Source organism: Allobosea sp. TBD101, from assembly GCF_059817965.1.
The window spans coordinates 388735-406755 of sequence record NZ_CM187543.1 but is presented as its reverse complement, the minus strand read 5'-3'; the positions used below and the strand labels follow the sequence as shown (position 1 = coordinate 406755).

The window sequence follows — 18021 nt, the reverse complement described above, 5'->3', positions numbered from 1 at the left end:
CTCACACCTCCTGCTTGCGTAGCGCCAGCTGCGCGACGACGAGGAAGAGCAGGAAGAAGAAGCCCAGCATCACCAGATTGGGCCAGAGCTCGGCCGCCCCCAGCCCCTTGGTGAAGACGCCAACACTGACCGGCTGGTACCAGGCCGGCGGCAAGCTCATGCCGATGATCCGGCCGCCGCCAGAGAGCGAGGCAACCGGCACCATCAGGCCGGAGAAATTGACTGCGGGAATGATCGACAGGATCGCGGTCGCGAAGACGGCCGAGACCTGCGTGCGGGTGAAGCTAGAGATAAGCTGGCCGAAGCCGGTCGTGGCGGAGACATAGAGCAGGGTCGCCAGCACCAGCACCCAGGTCGGCCCCTTGATCGGCACCGCAAAGACGGTGAGCGAGATCAGTGCCAGCATGAAGAAGCTCGCCATCGCCACAGCGATATAGGGCAATTGCTTGCCGAACAGGAACTCAAAGCGGCTGATCGGCGTCGAGCGGAAATTGGCGATCGAGCCGGTCTCCTTCTCACGGACGACGCCGATCGCCGACATGATGGCCGGGATGAGGATCAGCATCAGCATGATCACGCTCGGCACCATCGCATTGGCGCTCTTGAAGTCTTGATTGTAGCGGAAGCGGGTCTCGATCGTGACGGGCGACGGCGCATGGCTCGACGCGGCCTGCGCTGCCGCGAAACCTTGCGCATATTGCGTCGCCAGGCCCGTGACATAGCCGCGGGTGGTCTCGGCCCGGAACGGCATGGCGCCATCGAGCCAGACCGAGAGCTCTGGCGCTCGCGCCGCCATAAGGTCGCGGCCGAAGGAGGGCGGGATCTCGATCGCAAGCTGAATCTCGCCGCTTCGCAGGCGCTGGTCGAGTTCGGCAGCGGAGCGGATCGGCGCCTGCTCGTCGAAATAGCGCGAGCTGGAGAAGGCCTCGACCAATTGCCGGCTCTCCATCGAGTTATCCTGGTCGAAGGCCGCGAATTTCAGGTTCTCGACATCGAAGGAAATGCCGAAGCCGAAGGCCAGCATCAGCAGGAGCGGCCCGAGGAAGGAGAAGCTCAAGCGGATCGGGTCACGCAGCAGCTCCATGGTTTCGCGGCGGGTGCAGGCCCAGAGCCGGCGCGGATCGAAGCGGCGGGCCGGGGGCGCCGGCCGGGTTTCGCCGGCAGGCGCCGTAGCCGCCTCCGCTGGCGTATCCTCAATGCCGGCGGCTTCCTTGAGATAGGCGATGAAGGCCTCTTCGAGCGTATCGACCCCGCGTTTCTGCACCAGCTCCGGCGGGGTGCCGACCGCTAGCACCTTGCCTGCATGCATGAAGGAGATGCGATCGCAGCGCTCCGCCTCGTTCATGAAATGCGTCGACAGGAAGATCGTCACGCCGTCGTCGCGCGAGAGGTCGATCAGCGTGCGCCAGAAGGCGTCGCGCGCGATCGGGTCGACGCCCGATGTCGGCTCGTCGAGGATCAGCATGGCCGGCTTGTGCAGGACGGCGACGGCGAGCTGCAGGCGCTGGCGGATGCCGAGTGGCAGACTCTCTGGCCGCTCGTCGGCGACATCAGCCAGATCGAAACGGGTCAGCAGCTCCGAGATCCGGCCGGGAACCTCGGCCGGTGGCAAATGATAGAGCTCGGCATGGAGCACGAGATTCTGGCGGACCGTCAGCTCGCTGTAGAGCGAAAACGCCTGCGACATGTAGCCGACATTGCGGCGCGTTTCCATGTCGTCGGCCGCGAGCGGCTGGCCGAAAAGCCTGGCCGTGCCTTCGGTCGCGGGCAGCAGGCCGGTCAGCATCTTCATCGTCGTCGACTTGCCGCAGCCATTCGAGCCGAGGAAGCCGAAGATCTCGCCGCGGCCGATGCGGAAGCTGACATGGTCGACCGCAACGAAATCGCCGAAGCGGCGGGTCAGGCCCTCCGCCTCGATCGCAGGTGTCGCATCGTTGCTCACGACCCGCGGCCGCAGCGCGACCTCCCGATGCTGCGCGCGCTTGACTTCCGGCAATAGCGCGACGAAGGCGCCTTCCAGCGTCGTTTGCCCGGCCTTTTCGCGGAGTTCGGCAGGCGTGCCGGTGGCGATCGCCTTGCCGTCATCCATCGCCACGAGCCAGTCGAAGCGCTCGGCCTCCTCCATATAGGCGGTGGCGACGATGACGCTCATGCCCGGGCGGCGGGTGCGGATCGTGTCGATCAGGTCCCAGAACTGGCCGCGCGACAGCGGATCGACGCCCGTCGTCGGCTCGTCGAGGACGAGCAGATCGGGATCATGGATCAGCGCACAGCAGAGCGAGAGCTTCTGCTTCATGCCGCCGGACAGCTTCGCGGCAGGCCTGGCCTCGAAGGGATCGAGCCCCGTCGCCTTGAGCAATTCGTCGATGCGGCTGCGGCGCTCGGCCGCGTCCTGCCCGAAGAGCCGGGCATGGAAGTCGATATTCTCGAAGACCGAGAGCGTCGGATAGAGATTGCGGCCGAGTCCCTGCGGCATATAGGCGATGCGCCCGCGCCGGGCCTCGCGCTCAGCCTTGATACCGAGATCACCGCCAAGCGCACGGACGTTGCCCTGCTGGATGGCCCGCACCCCGGCGACCAGTGCAAGCAAGGTCGATTTGCCGACGCCGTCCGGCCCGATCACGCCGATCATCCGGCCGGCGGGAATATCGAGGGTCAGCGCGTCGAGGGCGATCACCTTGCCGTAGCGGTGCGTGACCCCCGCGAGGCTGGCGGCGGGGCCGGCCTCCGTCATGGCAGCTTCACGGCGAGAGAGTCAGGCCATTTCGCGCTGGGGGACGTGCGGACGAAACCGAGGCCGCGCACGCCCGTCTTCACCTGCCGATGGTATTTCGCGAGCAGGTTGCGATCGACCTGTAGCTTGGCGCGGAAGACCAGCTTCTCGCGCTCCTCGGCGGTCTCGACGGCCTTGGGCGTGAACTGTGCATCGGCTGCGACGAAGCTCACCGTCGCCGGGATGACATATTGCGGCACGGGGTCGAGGATGATGCGCGCTTCGTCGCCCAGCGCGAGCTGCCCCGCCTGCGCGGCCGGCAGATAGATCGTCATGTAGACATCCGAGAGGTCTAGGATGGTGACGACGCGGGTGCCCGCCGCGACGACCTCTCCGCTCCGGGCAAGCTGGTACTGGACGCGCCCGCTGCGCGGCGCGAGCAGCACGAGATCGACCAAGATCGCCTTGATCTGCTCGGCATCGGCCTCGGAGGCGTGGATCGCGAACTGGGCCTGATCGCGCTGCGCCTGGGCGGCTCGCAGCGCCGCGTCGGCCGCGTCGGCCTTGGCCGAGCGCTGGTCGTCGACCTGCTTGCTGAGATATCCCTTTGCGACAAGTTCCTTGCCCCGCTCGGCATCGGTGCGGGCGAGGATCTGGTCGCTCTTGCGCTGGGCGATGAGCGCCTCGGCCTCCGCGAGGGCCTGCCGAGCGCGCAGCACCTGCGCCTGTGCGGACCGCAATTGCGCTTCGTATTCGGGCGACGCGATGCGGGCGATGACCTGCCCGGCAGTGACCTCGTCACCTTCCTTCACAGTGACTTCCGCCAGACGACCGGCATATTTCGAGGAAACGTCGACCTGCGTCGCCTCGATCCGACCGTTGGTCTTGACGATCCCGTCCGGCATCGTGTCGCCTCGCAATCTCTCGATCAATGCCTTGATGCGGGACTGCGCCTGCACACCAGGCGCCGGCAAAACGAGCGCAGCGAGAAGGATTGCTGCAACGGCTCGAAAGCGACGCATCTTGCATCTCCGAAGAAAGTAGGCGGGGCAGGTATAGGCCATCGCCTTAACATGCGGGAAGCAGCGGACCTCGCCAAGCAGCCACTTGGCGTCAGTAAATTTACCCGGCGATGTCGAGTGCTAGGCTTCGTGGACAAAGGGTAGCCAGAGTTTGACTGCGGCAATGGCGACGAATCCGAGGTAAGATTCCTTGCTCTTGTCGTAGCGTGTGGCGACGCGCCGCCAGTTCTTGAGCTTGCTGAACAGACGCTCGATCAGATTGCGCCACTTGTATTTCTCGGCATCGTGCGGCGCAGGGTTCTTGCGGTTGCGCTTGGCCGGTATGACGGCCTCGATCTCGGCTTTCGCCAACTCCTCGCGAATGGCGTCGGCATCATAGCCCTTGTCCGCCAGCAGCGCTTCGATCTTGTCGGCGACCATCCGCAGCAGCGGCGCGAAGCCCTTGACGTCGTGTGCCTCTCCGCCCGTCAGGACGAAGCCGAGCGGGCGGCCTTTGGCATCGCAGCGGGCATGGAGTTTGGTGGTAAAGCCGCCACGCGATCGACCAAGCGCCTCTGTTTGCTGAGTCCCCTTTTTATGCCGACTGCGCAGTGATGCGCCCGGACGATGGTTGAGTCGATCATGTCGGCGGAGGGGTCTCGCTCGACCATCTCCGCCAGGCTTTCCAGCATGGCGTCGAAAACGCCGACCTCCAGCCAGCGCCGGTAGCGGCGGAAGACGCTGTTCCATTTGCCGTAATCGTCGGGGAGATGCCGCCACTGCGCGCCCGTCCGCGCCAACCACATCATGCCCTCAAAGTAGCGGCGGTTGTCCTGCGCCGGTCGGCAACCGCGCCCGTGCTCGGCCGGCAGCAAAGGCCCAATCAACGCCCATTCCTCGTCCGTCAGACCGATCCGCTCGCCCAAGGCTTCCTCCAAAAAGAAGCCTTGAATCAATCCGCGTGTCTCAGGTCAAGCTTTGTCCACGAGGCCTAGACGACGGATCACATCACCTGAAACCGGACGATGCCAAAGTCCGCTAAGGGTTGATACCGGAAAATCTAGGCCCCGCGCCGCTAGCCATGAAGGCTGCGCAAAACCCAGCCTGTTACCAGGCATACAGGATCAACCGCGATGGCGTTGCGGGCCCGAGATGAACCGTGTTGCGAGCGATCACCCTTGCACGACTCATGCCTTCCGGTGCGCAGGTATTAGGATTCACGTCGAACTTGGGAAAATTCGACGAGGAGATGTCGAGACGGATGCGATGCCCGGCCTTGAACAGGTTTGCCGTCGCGAACAGCTCGATGACGACATCGAACACTTCGCCCCTCAGGATCGGCTCCGGCTGCTCCCATGAATCACGATAGCGGCAGCGAAAAATGCCGTCGCTGAGGTTCATCGCGAAACCTGTCGGATAATCCATGCTGGGCGGATGGACGTCGATGAGCTTGGCCGTGAAATCGGTATCCGGCGCATCGGATGAGACCCACAGATGGACCGTGACCGGCCCAGCGACAGTGACGTCCTCCGGCAACGGTTCGGTCTCGAACATCAGTACATCCGGCCGCGACGAGAGCGGCAGGCCCGGCGTCCGGCATCCGAAGAAGCGACTATCCTCGCGCTGATCGAAGGCGCCACCTTCGAAAACCGGCTGACCGCTCGTCAGGGCCCCTCCGATCGTCGGAACGGGATCGCGCGGATCGAAATCATAGGTGATCGCCTGTTCGGCAGGCGCCGGCCCCTCAGTAGACAGGATGCCGTCCGGACGAAAATGGAAGGCTGTCTCGCAAGCTTCAGGCGGTGGCCAGCTCCCAGTCTCCAGCCAACGCCCGCCATGGTCGAGCTTCCCGCCAGTCGTCCGACGGCCGGAACCTCCACCCATGACGAAGAGCCGCAAGGGAGCCGCCTCCGCGCGCTGCCCCGGCCCCTTGAACTGGCGGTCGAACCAGTCGATCCGGAAGCGCAGCCAGTTCTCCCCGACATTGCCGTCGAAAGGAGCGGACGGGCCGAAATCGACATCGCCAAAGACACGCTGCGTACGGTTGCCATGTGTCCAGGGGCCCATCACCAGCTCGGGGCGATAACGCCCCCCACTCAAGCCTGCGAAATTCTCGAAGGTCGTGGGGACGTAGACATCGTACCAGCTCGACATGATCAGGACGGGGATGTCGGGGATCACGTCGTAATAGCCGGCGGCATAGATGCCGAGCGCCTTCCAGTAATCGCCGAACGCGCCGTTCTGCCACTGCTCCAGCAGGTAGCTCTCGTATTCCGGCTCCCATCGGATCGGGGAATTGCCGCGGCTCCACGGCATACGCCCGAACCAGTCGATGATGTTTTCCGCTTCCAGAGCCGCGCGCAGCTTGGGATCCTCCGCGCAGGCGCGCCCTTCGCTCGCACGGTTATACGCCCAGGTCGCCTGCTTCAGCTCGAAGGCCCCACCCTGCCGGATGCCACAGCGATAGGCATTTGAGAAGCCACCGGAATCGAGGATCATGCCGGCCAAAGCCGGTGGTGCGAGGCACGCCGCCGCCAATTGCGTGTGCGCGGCGTAGGACAGGCCCATCGTGCCGACCTTGCCGGAACACCATTCCTGTTCGGCGATCCACTGGATGGTGTCGTAGCCGTCCGGCGCTTCCGAAAGGTATTTGGTGAACTCGCCCTGGGAGCCGTAACGGCCGCGGCAATCCTGGAAAACGACGGCATAGCCAGCCCCGCAGAAAGCCTTCGCAACCTCGCTCCGGCTCATGGGGCGTTCCCTGCCGACCGTCAGCTCGGAACGCGATGCCAGATGTTTTCCATACGGCGTACGCTCCAGGATGGCGTGAAACGGGCCGTCCTGCCCCGCAGGCAGATAGATGTCGGTGGCGAGCTGTGTGCCGTCCCGCATCGTGACCATGACGTCCCGAAGCAGCCGGGGCTCGCCGATCGAAACCGCCGCATTCATGATGTCAGGCTCCGGCTAGGTCAGTTGACGGGGTCGAGGCCGCCGCCAGCAGGTTCGATGCTTCGGTGAGACTTTGGGTCAGCCGGTTCAGCGCACGGACCGCATCCACTTCCGCAAACCGAGCCTCGTCGCCGGCCGCGCTGGAAGCCAGTCGCCGGAGCGGATCGAGAATCGGCCAGGACGGCAACGACAGTGCGGGATCGTGAACGAAGCGATCCCCGCGGGTGTAGTCGAGGGGCACGAGGATGCGGCTCAGCCGCATGACCGCGCGATCATGCGCCGAAGCGTCGAGCGCCATGACATCGACAGCCGCGAGATCCAGGGCCAGAGCTCTCGCATTGTCGACCGCCGTGCGGAGATGCGGCGCGATGTCAGGCCGATCCCCGAGGCAGCCCAGCTCGCCGGCGAGATCGCCTAGCTGATTGGCGAAGTCGATCGGCAACCGTTCCCGCTTCAGAAGGTCCAGCACGACGCGCAGCACGATCCGCGCGTCCCGCACCAGCAAATCAGGGTCGATCTTGTCGAGCAGGTCGTGTTCGGTATGCCACCACCAGCCTAGATCGTTGCGCATCTTCAGCGCGCTCGGTTCCTGCAGGCTGAGGCTCCCAAAAACCGAGGGAATGCCGATCCCCGGGAAGGAATCGTCGGCCGAGCGCGCCTTGCGGCGCCCGGCCAGCTTCTGCCCGGTCTCGTCCGCGATCGCGGCCTCTGCGATGCGAAAAAGGCCACCGGCCGCGCCGGTCCGGGTCAGATCGTTCGCTCCGATACCTCCGGGGCTGTCGAGATTCACATGGGCTGCGCAGCGCGCGTCGAGCTCCGCCCAATGATTGTCCGCATACCAGGCCGATCCGGAATAGCGCCCCTGGGAATGCCCGGACCAGAAGCAGATGCGAATGCCCCGGCGCCAAGCCGTCCGATGATCCAGGCACAGCCGCAAGACCTCAAGCATCGCGATGTTCGCGGAGCCGTTGTCCATCACGCCCTTGAACCAGGTGTCGACATGGCATGAGAGCAGGATGAACGGCCCTTGCGGATCGCCAGCAAGCGGCAGATCGCCAACGAGAAGAGGGGTCTTGCGCCAACCGGTATCCACTTCGGCATGAAGCGTGACCTCGGCCGCACCAGCCCCCAGGGCGGTCCGCAGGGCTTCGCCATCCGCATTGCTGATCGTCAGAACGACGACCTTCGGCAAGGCGCAGCGTGTATCGGCCGACGGATTGCCCCAGATCGGGGAGATGCACATCTCGTGCAGCAGGTGGTGAGGGCTGATCTGCACCACACCCGCTGCACCGACCTCCGAGGCGAGCAGTGCGACGCCGGGACTGGCGATGCCGTTCACAAGGACGATCCGGCCCCGAACATCCTGCCCCGCGAAAGCCTGGCGAGATCCGTCTCCCAGATCGACGAGCGGGCCGGTCAAACCACCGGCTGGCGAGGACAGCGACATCGCATGGGTGATCGCAGGAACCGTTGCCTCGCCGATGACGAGCCGGGCAGGCCCGGGGATGCTGATATAGGCGTCGTGCTCGATGAGTTCGGTTCGCAGGCCGAGTTCGTCGAGTTGCTCCCTGATCCAGGAGAAGCTGGCGGCCTCGCCGGCCGTCCCGGCGAGTTTCGACCACTGGGCGAGGGTTTCGAGCCCCGCCATCATGCGGTCTGCGGAAACCTGGTCGACGACCCCATGGTCGACATTGATGCCGGATTGCATCGCTAAGGCCATGTCGATGGCTTCCTCGTCATTACCTGGTCTGTGCAGGCGTGGGTTGAACAGATGCGCGTGGCGCGCCGAGCAGCGCAGACAGCTCGCGGGCCGCGCTGCGCACCGTCTCGATATGTTCCGGCAGGAGCGCCTCGGTAACGCGCCCGGTCGGCGCGCCGATATGGATGGTCGCGAGGATCTTGCCGTCCGGCCCCATCACCGGCGCGGAAATGGAGATCAGGTCCGGGCTTACCTCGCCATGGCTGACGTAATATCCCTGCTCCCGCACGATCTTTAGGACTTGCCGCAGGCGCGCTGGATCGGTGCAAGTGCGTTCGGTGAATGCCGCGAGCGGCTCGCGAAGCAGGGTTTCGCGAAACTCCTCGTCCTGAAACGCGAGCAGCACGACGCCTGAGCCCGCGTGCATCGGTCGGCGGCCGCCGATATTGGCCAGGACCTTGACGGCCCGCTCGGGCTCCCAGCCTGCGACGCAGAGGCTGTTGCGCCCGTCCCGCACGCGCAACTGGACCGTTTCGCCGGTATCGCGCCCCAGCTTCGCGACGATAGGCTCCGCCAACCTCGCGAGATCGACCTGCCGATCCGCCGCGTTGCCGATCGCGAGCGCGGCAAGCCCCAGGCGATAGGTGCGCTTTTCGGTGGTGCAATTGATGAAGCCACTGGCCTCCAGGCTGCACAGCAGCCGGTAGACCCGGGCCTTGCTCTGCCCCGAACGCCGCGTGATCTCCGACAAGCCGAGATCCGGCGTTTCCGCGATGAGCATCAGCACGCCGAGCGCCGCGTCGACGGCATCGACCCGGTAGTCCTCGATGTCCTTCTGCGCCGTTGTCTTCATCAGCGACATCCTCCCTGCCCGTTTGTCGACCGTGATCGATCGACTCGGGAAGGTCTATCACGAACGGTTCACTAGATGAACCATTGGTTCAATAATTTGACATTGGCTACCGGCCGACGCAAGCTCCCCTCGCAATCGACCTTTGGCGACGGCCGACATTCGGCGACGCCATCGAGATCGAAGGGGAACGAAGACCGATGGCTTCGATGTCGGAAATGCCCGCGAGCGGAATTACCTGGCCGGATCGGGCTCGAGCTGTCGTCTGCGTCACGATCCATGTCGATGGCCCCGCCGTCGAAGCTGGCCGCGGGCAAAACGCGCTCGGAATTCACAGCCGCGGCAATTACGCGCTACGGCGCGGCATCCACCGCTATCTGGAAATGCTCGACCGGCACGACGTGAAGGCGACCTTCTTCTGCTGCGGTTACGACGCCGAGCATTGGCCGGAGCCGTTCTTCGACATCCAGCGAGCGGGGCACGAGATCGCAGCCCATGGCTACCAGCACGAAGGCTTCGATCTAGGCGACAGGGAGCCGGAACTGCTCGAAAAGACCCATCGGATCCTCGCCGGATTCGGCCAGGCGCCGGTCGGCTGGTGCTCGCCGTCAGGACGCAAAAGCCGGCTGACGCTGCCGACGCTCCGACGCCTCGGCTACATCTACGACGCGAGCGAGAAGGACGAGGACATCCCCTACCTGCTGGAGGATGGCTTCATGATCCTGCCGAACAACACCGTCTCGCTCGACGATTTCCCGATGTATTTCACGGGCGGTGCCTCGGCAGCGGAGGTCGAGCGCAATTTCGTGCAAGAATTCGACGCGGCGCTCGATCGCGACGGCTACGTTCACCTGACCGTTCATCCCCGGGCGGGTGGCGGCTCTGGCACCCCGGCACGGGCGGCGTCGGTCGACCGCTTCCTGGCGCATGCCAGGGCGACGACGGGCGTCCGCTTCATGACCTGCCGCGAACTGGCGGAATATTGCCTGAACGAACCCTCCCGCTGGAAGGGAGCACGGGCATGACCGGCTCCCTGCTCATCACCGTGAATGTGCACGGCATCGGCCCGGAAGCCGCAGGTACTCCCGAAGCCGAGCTGTTCGGCCGCGATGCCCATGGCCGCTACACTTATCGCATTGGCCTCGCGCGCCTGCTCGATGCCTTGCGCGAAGACGGGCTGCCGGCAACGTTCTTCTGGCCGGCGATGGAAGCCGAAAGGCTGCCTCACCTTGTCGAGCGCTGCCTGCGGGACGGCCACGAGATCGCCAGCCACGGACGCGCGTTCGAGGACCACGCCACGCTCGACCGCGAGGCGGAAGCTGCCGCCATCGGCGAAGCCCATGAGACGCTGCTTCGCCTGAGCGGGTTGCCGCCGCGTGGCTTCCGCTCGCCGACCGGCACGCTGTCCCCCGACACGATCCCGATCCTCCAGGGCCTCGGCTATCTCTACGATTCGAGCTTCCTCGATGACGACTGCCCCTATGGATTGGCCGGGCATGGCGGCGAGCGGATGGTCGAGTTGCCCATTTCGGAAGGCCTGACCGACGCCACGCATTTTCGGCGGCGCGTCACGCAGGACCGGGCCGAGGAATTGATGCGCGAGGAGCTCACGGCTTTGCTCGCCGTCGACAGCTATGCCTGCCTTACCTTTCACCCGCGCGCCGATATCGGCGTCGGCCGCGCCGCGCGCCTGCCGCTGATCCGGCGCCTTTTCGGGCTGGCCCGGGAACAGGGAGCCAAGCCCGTTCTCTGCGGCCAGCTCGCGCAGCATTTCCGCTCAACCGGCATCACGCCGACACCCTGACATTATCGGAGATTGAGATGCGTGCTCTTGCAGCCCTCGCCCTCGGATTCACCGCATTCGCGGCCATCGGAGGTCCAGCCTCGGCCCAGACGCTGCGGACAATGCTCACATCCGACATCCGGGGGGTGATGCCCGGGCGCAGCCCCGACACGGCAACGGGAAGCGTCCTCCAGAACATCTATGAGGGGCTGGTCGCCTGGCGGACGGATGGCAGCGTCGCGCCGATGCTGGCCGAAAAGATCGACACGTCGGCCGACGGCAAGACCTATGTCTTCACCCTCCGCGACGGCGTCAAGTTTCACAACGGCGCCCCCCTGACCGCGAAGGAAGTCGTCTGGACCTGGGAGCGATTCCTCGATCCCAAATCCGCCTGGCCCTGCCGTGGCGCCTTCAACAGCACGAACGCGACGAAGATCGAAACGGTCAAGGCGCTCGACGACCGGCGGGTGGAATTCCAGCTGGCCGAACGGAGCGGTTCCTTCCTCAGCGCCATGGCCCGCGGCGATTGCGATTCCGCCGGCATTGCCCACCCCGATGCCGTCGATGCCAACGGCAACTGGACGACGGCGATCGGCACCGGCCCGTTCAAGATGACAGAGTGGCGCAAGGGGCAGTTCATCGAGCTTGCGAAATTCGCCGACTACAAGTCGCGGACGGAGCCTTCGGACGGCCTTTCCGGCGCCAAGGAAGCGAGAATCGAGAAGGTCCGGATCAATCTCGTTCCGGACGCCCAGGTCGCGAAGCTCGGCATCCTGCAGGGCCAGCTCGACCTCTGGACCGATGTCGATGCCGCTTCGATCAAGGATTTCGCCAGCGACAAGAACGTTACGGTCGTGACCACGCCGGTCGCCGGCATCTACACGATCCCGCTGCAATCCCGTGATCCGGTGCTGGCCGATCCACGAATCCGGCAGGCGATCAGCCACGCAATCGATCGCCCGAGCCTCGCCAAGGCAGTTCTGGACGATGACAGCATCGCCTCTGCGTCGCTGATCCCGCTGACGAGCAAGTTCTACGGCAAGGTCCAGCGCAGCGGCGCGGAATACAATCCCGACAAGGCGCGCGCCCTGATCAAGGCCTCCGGCTACAAGGGCGAACGCATCGCTCTCATCACCAGCAAGGCGTCGCCCATCATGGGCGATACCGCGATCTACCTCCAGTCGATGCTGAAGGCCGTCGGCCTCAATGTCGACGTCGAGATCCTGGAATTCGCGACGCAGTTCGAGCGCTTCTACAGCGGGCGCTACCAGATGATGGTCTGGAACCTCACGCCTTACCTCGACCCGCTCTTCATCGTCGAGCGCTTCACCGGCGACAAGGCGCGCCAGGCCGACAAGGTCTGGGACAGCCCTGCCTCGAAGGAACTCCTGAAGAAGCTCGTCCTTGCCGATGACAGCCAGGACAAGCAGGCGCTCTACGATGAGCTGCACCGCCTGCAGATGGAGGAAGCGCCGCTCGTCGTCTGGGGCACGCGCGCCACGACGGTCGCCTACCGGAAAAGCGTCACCGGCTTCCAATCCTGGCCCGGCCAGAAGCCGCGCTACTGGAATGTCTCGGTCGCTCAGTGACCCCTTTGAGGGCCGGAGCGATTGCCCGGCCATCGCTCCGCAAATCCCATCATCAGACGGCCGAGGGCCAGATGACGCTCGCGATACTCACCGACCCGAAAGGTGCCGGCATCTCCACGGAGAGGTTGCGGGAGACGGTGGCCACCCTGTCCGCACTCGGTCGAAAACTGCCGGGATCGGAGAGCGCCGCGACCGCCTGCCGCTTGATTTGCGAACAACTGACATCCGTCGGTGTCGCCAATCAGGTTCTCGAACTCGACGCCTTCATCAGTTGGCCCGTCACGGCGTCTCTCACGGTCGACGACACCGTGCTTCCGGCCAATGGCTCCGCCTTCACCGCCTCCGCCGACAACCTGACCGGCCGCGCCACGCGTTCGCTGGAGCCCAGTGACCTGAAGGGCGCCTTTCTGGTGATCGACGGCCTGCCGCGCTACGACGCCTGCATCAGCGCGCAAAAGGCCGGTGCGCTCGGCGTCGTCGCGGTCTCGCATGGTCCCCAGCGCCATTACGTCCAGGCCTCGCCGCTTTGGGGCGCACCGACAGGCCCTGCCGATCTTGCCCTGCTGCCCAGCGTGCCCGCCATCCAGGTCTCGCGCGATGCCGCCGACATCCTGGAGCAAGCCATCGCGAGCGGTTCCCAGGTCACCATGGCCAGTGAAATCCGCACGGAGTGGCGTGCCGCTCAACAACCTCTCGGTGAGATCAAGGGGCGCGAGCCGGGCTACATCCTGCTCGGAGCCCATTATTGCACATGGGGCGACGGAGCGACCGACAACACCGCCGGCGTCGCGCTGCTCATCGAATTGGCGCGGCTGCTGAAGCAGCAACCCAAGCCACGCTACGGCATCAAGTTCGCCTTCTGGACCGGGCATGAGCAGGGCGGTTACGCCGGCTCGTCCTGGTACGCGGACGCATTTCGCGACTCGCTCTACCGCGACGCCATCGCCTATCTCAATGTCGATATCGTCGGCAGCCGCGGCGGCACCACGAAGGCCCTGCGAAACACCACGGCCGAACTGGCCGATTACGTGCGGAGGGTGCTGGACGGAACGGTCGGCAAGCAGACGCGAGAGGAAGAAGAGTTCATCGACCGCTCCGTCAAGCGGCTGGACCCCTATATCGATCCGCGGCGCTCTGCCCGGAACTCCGACCAGAGCTTCAGCGGAATCGGGCTCGCCACGGCCCAGGTCAGCGCCTTCCTTCCTGCGGCCAGTCCCGAACATCTTCACGGCAGCGGTCTGGCCTGGTGGTGGCACACCGATCAGGACACGATCCAGCACATGGATGCCGACGTCCTGGCCGTCGACACGCTGATCTATCGAAACCTCGTCGCGGGATTGATCGACGCACCCGCCCTGCCCTTCAAGCCCGAGGCCATGGCTGGCGATGTGCTGGCAGGCCTGCGGGCCTATCGCGAAGCCGCCCCGGGGCTCGACGATATCACGCAACTGACCGGCCTTGCCGAGAGACTGGCCGATACGCTCACCGGCTGGACGCCGACCGCGGCCGAAGACCGGCTCCTCCTTCGGCTCGGACGCCACCTCAACCCGGTTCTCTATCACGCGCGCAGCGCCTTCGAGTTCGACCTCGGCCGGGCCAGTCGCATCCTGCCGGGGTTGGCACTGGCGTTGACGCTCGATCGCCTCGACGCTGATGCCGCCCGGATGGCGCGGGTGCAACTGCGTCAGCGCGCCAATCGCATCGCGCACGGCCTCTCGCAGGCCATCGAGTTGGTCGAGGCCGCACGCAGCGACGCGCTCTGACGGATCTGGGTTTCGATCAATCCGCGCGGCCCCCTCGGGCGGCGCAAATCAACAGGAGACCATCATGGACCGACGCAGTTTCATGAAGGCCGGCGCCGCCGCTGCACTCGCCGGCATCAGCGCTCCGGTCCTTTCGCAATCGGCCCGGCAGAAGGTGCTTCGGTTCGTGCCCTATACGGACCTGACGATCTTCGACCCGATGTGGTCGACGGTCGATATCACCCGCGACTACGGCTACATGATCTACGACACGCTGTTCGGGATGGATGCGAATTTCCAGCCTCAGCCACAGCTCGCCGAAGGCTTCCTCTGGGGTGATGACGGACGCAGCTGCACCATCACTCTGCGAAGCAACATCACCTTCCATGATGGCGAACCGATCCGCGCCCGCGATTGCGTCGCCAGCCTGAAGCGCTGGTCGCAGGCAGCCCCCATGGGCGCGACCTTGTTCGCGTTGACGGACGAACTCGTCGCGGTCGACGACCGGACGCTGCGTTTCCGCCTCAAGCGCCCCTTTCCGATCCTGCCCGCCGTGCTGGGGCAGCTCAGCGCTCCCGTGCCCCTCATCATGCCTGAACGGGTCGCGCAGACCGACGTGAAGACGCAGATCACCGACCGGACGGGCTCGGGCCCGTTCAAGTTCAAGGCGGATGAGTTCCAGCTCGGCAATCTCGCGGTGTTCGAGAAGTTCCAGGGCTACCGGCCAACCCCCAGTACGGCGCGCGGCCTCACCGCCGGGCCGAAGATGGTCCATTTCGACCGTGTCGAATGGCGCCGCATTCCCGACGCGGCGACAGCGGCTGCGGCCCTCCAGACCGGCGATGTCGACTGGATCGGCGGCCCGACCTCGGAAACGGTCGAGCTGCTCGCCGGCTTCAAGGATATCGATCTCCCCCGCCTCGAGGATATCCCTTCGATGGCGATGATGCGGATCAACGCGCTCCATGCGCCGTTCAACAACAAGAAGATCCGCCAGGCGCTGCTCCCTGCCATTGACCAAGCAGAGTTCTGCATGTCCGTTGCCGGGACAAACCCGCAGAACTTCGCCACCGGCAGCGGCTTCTTCCCGCCCGGCACGGCGCTCGCCAGCGATGCCGGCCTCGACCCGCTGAAAGGTCCCCGCAGCATCGAGAAGGCCAGGCAACTTCTGAAGGAGGCCGGCTATGCGAACGAGCGGGTACGTCTGCTCGGCGCGGCCGACAGCCCTGCCTCGACCACCCCACTGGCCCAGGTCGCGGCGGACATGTTGGGCAAGCTCGGGCTGAACCTGGACATCGCGCTTCTCGACAATGCTTCCGTGGCCCAGCGCCGTCGCTCCGAGGAGCCGATCGACAAGGGCGGCTGGTCGTTAAGCTGCTGGCTCTTCCCCGGCACCTGGTTCGTCGATCCCGGCACCAACATCATGCTGCGGGGCAATGGGCGCAATGCGTGGTTCGGTTGGCCGACCATCCCCAAGCTGGAAGAACTCCGCGACGCCTGGCTCAACTCGCCATCAGTCGACGACCGCAAGCGTATCGCGCAGGAGATGCAGGTCGTCGGCATGGACGAACTCCCTGCCATTCCGCTCGGCGCCATCTACCGCCAGACCGCGCTCAAGAAAGACCTCGTAGATCGTGTGCCAACCGCCACGGTGTTCTGGAACATCCGTCGTGGCTGATCCGGTCATCCCCGCGGCATGAGGAAGCTGGTTCCATGCTCGCCTACATCCTGAAACGCATCCTCGCGACGATACCGGTGATGCTGGTCGTCGCATTGACGGTATTCTCGCTGCTGTTCCTGGCGCCTGGCGATCCCGCAACGATGATTGCCGGGGACCAGGCTTCCACGGCGGATATCGAGCGGATCAGGCAGAGCCTCGGCCTGGACCAGCATTTCCTCGTGCAATTCGGCAGCTGGCTGTGGCGGCTCGTCAATTTCGACCTTGGCAATTCCGTTTTCACCGGCCAGCCGGTGACGGCGCTGATGGCGGAGCGGGTAGGACCGACGGTCTCGGTCATGCTGCTGACGCTTCTGCTCTCCATCTGCATCGCCGTTCCGCTCGGCGTGGTCGCGGCCTGGAAGAGTGGCAGCTGGATCGACCGGACGATCATGAGCGTCTCGGTGGTCGGTTTCTCAGTGCCGCTCTTCGTCGTCGGCTACATCCTCGCCTGGACCTTCGCCTTGAAGCTGCAATGGCTCCCGCCGCAGGGTTATACGCCTATCGCGGAGGGGCTCTGGCCGTGGCTGCAACGGCTCATCCTGCCCGCGATCACGCTCGGTTTCGTCTATATCGTCCTCATCGCCCGGATCACCCGCGCCTCGATGCTGGAGGTCCTGCAGCAGGACTATGTCCGGACCGCGCGCGCCAAGGGCCTGGGGCCGCGCTCCGTGCTGTTCCTGCACGCGCTCAAGAACGGTGCGGTGCCCGTCATCACGGTCATCGGCATTGGCTTCGCTGCGCTGATCGGAGGCACCGTCGTCACTGAAACCGTCTTCACGATACCCGGCATGGGGCGGCTGACGGTCGATGCGATCCTGCGCCGCGACTATCCCGTCATCCAAGGGCTCGTGCTGGTGTTTTCCTTCGTCTACGTGCTCGTCAACCTGGCCGTGGACCTCATCTACACGCTCGTCGATCCGAGGATCCGCTATTGAGTTCCTCCCTGCTCCACGCTGGCGCCACTGGACCGTCTTCCGGCGGCTCCCGTCTTGCCGAGGCGCTCAAGCTGATGCGGCGCCACCCGACGATCCCGTTCGGGTCGATCGTCCTGATCGCGATGGTTGCGATCGCGCTGCTAGCCCCTTTGCTGGGAACGATCGATCCGACGGCGACGTCGCTGGCGCGCCGGCTGCGCGAGCCTTCCGCCCAGTTCTTCTTCGGCACCGACATGCTCGGGCGCGATCTCTATTCCCGCGTCCTTTACGGCGCCCGCATTTCGTTGCTGGTCGGCTTCTCGGTCGCGATCCTCTCGTCGATCGGCGGCCTTCTGCTCGGGCTGGTCGCGGGCTTCATCAAGCGCGTCGATGTCGTCGTCATGCGGATCATGGACGGGTTGATGTCGATCCCGTCGATGCTGCTGGCGATCGCGCTGATGGCTCTTACGAAGGGCTCGGTCATCAACGTGATCGTCGCCCTGACGATCGTCGAGATCCCGCGCGTGACACGCCTGGTCCGCTCGACGGTGCTCTCCCTGCGCGAGCAGCCCTATGTCGAGGCTGCGACCGCTGCCGGCGCAGGCACCGCGAGGATCATCTTCCGCCATATCCTGCCGAACTCGCTGTCTCCCCTGATCGTCCAGGCGACGTATATCTGTGCGGCTGCGATGGTCACCGAGGCCGTGCTGTCCTTCATCGGTGCAGGGACGCCGCCGATCACACCGTCCTGGGGAAACATCATGGCAGAGGGCAGGACGCTCTGGCAGCTCAAGTTTTACATCGTGCTGATCCCGGCGGCGTTCCTTTCGGCCACAGTGCTTGCTGTCAATCTCCTCGGAGATGGCCTGCGAGATGCACTGGATCCGCGCCGAATCTATTAGTGCGCTCCCTGATGACAACAACGAATTCAATCAGAGCAGACTTTCGCAATGCCCGCAGAGGGCCAGTTGCAGCTGCGCGTCTCGGCGGCGAATTGGACAGCCTGAAACCAGGCATTCCCAACGTCAGCAAGGGGCCACTTGCGCGTGTTGGCTGATCAT

At 65.0% G+C, this 18021-nt stretch carries 13 protein-coding genes and 1 pseudogene; 8 read left to right on the top strand and 6 right to left on the bottom strand.

The window, feature by feature from the left end:
• Position 1: 1 nt before the first annotated feature.
• From rbbA to AC6RIC_RS01985, 5 genes and pseudogenes are all read right to left on the bottom strand, one after another.
• Positions 2 to 2734, bottom strand: coding sequence for a ribosome-associated ATPase/putative transporter RbbA (gene rbbA / locus AC6RIC_RS02005; RefSeq protein WP_499734894.1), 2733 nt, complete (start codon positions 2732 to 2734; stop codon positions 2 to 4).
• The gene (locus AC6RIC_RS02000) at positions 2731 to 3735 is read right to left on the bottom strand and encodes an HlyD family secretion protein (protein ID WP_113587616.1); all 1005 of its coding nucleotides are present in this window, start codon (positions 3733 to 3735) and stop codon (positions 2731 to 2733) included. Before AC6RIC_RS02000 ends, rbbA begins: the two co-directional genes overlap by 4 nt.
• 120 nt (positions 3736 to 3855) lie before the next feature.
• A pseudogene (locus AC6RIC_RS01995) lies at positions 3856 to 4589 on the bottom strand (IS5 family transposase).
• Between the two features lie 232 nt (positions 4590 to 4821).
• On the bottom strand, positions 4822 to 6663 hold the full coding sequence (locus tag AC6RIC_RS01990) for a CocE/NonD family hydrolase (protein WP_499734893.1): 1842 nt from the start codon (positions 6661 to 6663) through the stop codon (positions 4822 to 4824).
• A gap of 4 nt (positions 6664 to 6667) precedes the next feature.
• On the bottom strand, positions 6668 to 8002 hold the full coding sequence (locus AC6RIC_RS01985; protein ID WP_499734892.1) for a M28 family metallopeptidase: 1335 nt from the start codon (positions 8000 to 8002) through the stop codon (positions 6668 to 6670).
• 111 nt (positions 8003 to 8113) lie between these two features.
• Here AC6RIC_RS01985 and AC6RIC_RS01980 point away from each other — a divergent pair, with 111 nt between their 5' ends.
• Positions 8114 to 8377: a hypothetical protein gene (locus AC6RIC_RS01980; RefSeq protein WP_499734891.1), complete on the top strand. Its 264-nt coding sequence runs from the start codon at positions 8114 to 8116 to the stop codon at positions 8375 to 8377.
• A 25-nt stretch (positions 8378 to 8402) separates the two neighbouring features.
• On the opposite strand, the gene AC6RIC_RS01975 is transcribed toward AC6RIC_RS01980, so the two are convergent.
• The gene (locus tag AC6RIC_RS01975) at positions 8403 to 9215 is read right to left on the bottom strand and encodes an IclR family transcriptional regulator (protein WP_499734890.1); all 813 of its coding nucleotides are present in this window, start codon (positions 9213 to 9215) and stop codon (positions 8403 to 8405) included.
• A 215-nt stretch (positions 9216 to 9430) separates the two neighbouring features.
• Here AC6RIC_RS01975 and AC6RIC_RS01970 point away from each other — a divergent pair, with 215 nt between their 5' ends.
• The 7 genes from AC6RIC_RS01970 (at position 9431) to AC6RIC_RS01940 (ending at position 17862) form a co-directional block, all read left to right on the top strand.
• Positions 9431 to 10237: a polysaccharide deacetylase family protein gene (locus AC6RIC_RS01970; protein WP_499734889.1), complete on the top strand. Its 807-nt coding sequence runs from the start codon at positions 9431 to 9433 to the stop codon at positions 10235 to 10237.
• Entirely contained in the window at positions 10234 to 11016 is a 783-nt protein-coding gene (locus tag AC6RIC_RS01965; protein ID WP_499734888.1) for a polysaccharide deacetylase family protein, read from the top strand. The genes AC6RIC_RS01970 and AC6RIC_RS01965 overlap by 4 nt, the downstream gene beginning before the upstream one ends.
• A 17-nt stretch (positions 11017 to 11033) precedes the next feature.
• Positions 11034 to 12584 carry an ABC transporter substrate-binding protein gene (locus AC6RIC_RS01960; RefSeq protein ID WP_499734887.1) on the top strand — a complete coding sequence of 517 codons (1551 nt, stop codon included), beginning with the start codon at positions 11034 to 11036 and terminating at the stop codon, positions 12582 to 12584.
• A 71-nt stretch (positions 12585 to 12655) separates the two neighbouring features.
• Positions 12656 to 14347: a M20/M25/M40 family metallo-hydrolase gene (locus tag AC6RIC_RS01955; RefSeq protein ID WP_499734886.1), complete on the top strand. Its 1692-nt coding sequence runs from the start codon at positions 12656 to 12658 to the stop codon at positions 14345 to 14347.
• 64 nt (positions 14348 to 14411) lie between these two features.
• A complete protein-coding gene (locus AC6RIC_RS01950; RefSeq protein WP_499734885.1) occupies positions 14412 to 16004 on the top strand; it encodes an ABC transporter substrate-binding protein in 1593 nt (530 codons plus the stop codon).
• Between the two features lie 35 nt (positions 16005 to 16039).
• Positions 16040 to 16981: an ABC transporter permease gene (locus tag AC6RIC_RS01945; RefSeq protein ID WP_499734884.1), complete on the top strand. Its 942-nt coding sequence runs from the start codon at positions 16040 to 16042 to the stop codon at positions 16979 to 16981.
• On the top strand, positions 16978 to 17862 hold the full coding sequence (locus AC6RIC_RS01940; RefSeq protein WP_499734883.1) for an ABC transporter permease: 885 nt from the start codon (positions 16978 to 16980) through the stop codon (positions 17860 to 17862). Before AC6RIC_RS01945 ends, AC6RIC_RS01940 begins: the two co-directional genes overlap by 4 nt.
• Positions 17863 to 18021 lie beyond the last annotated feature (159 nt).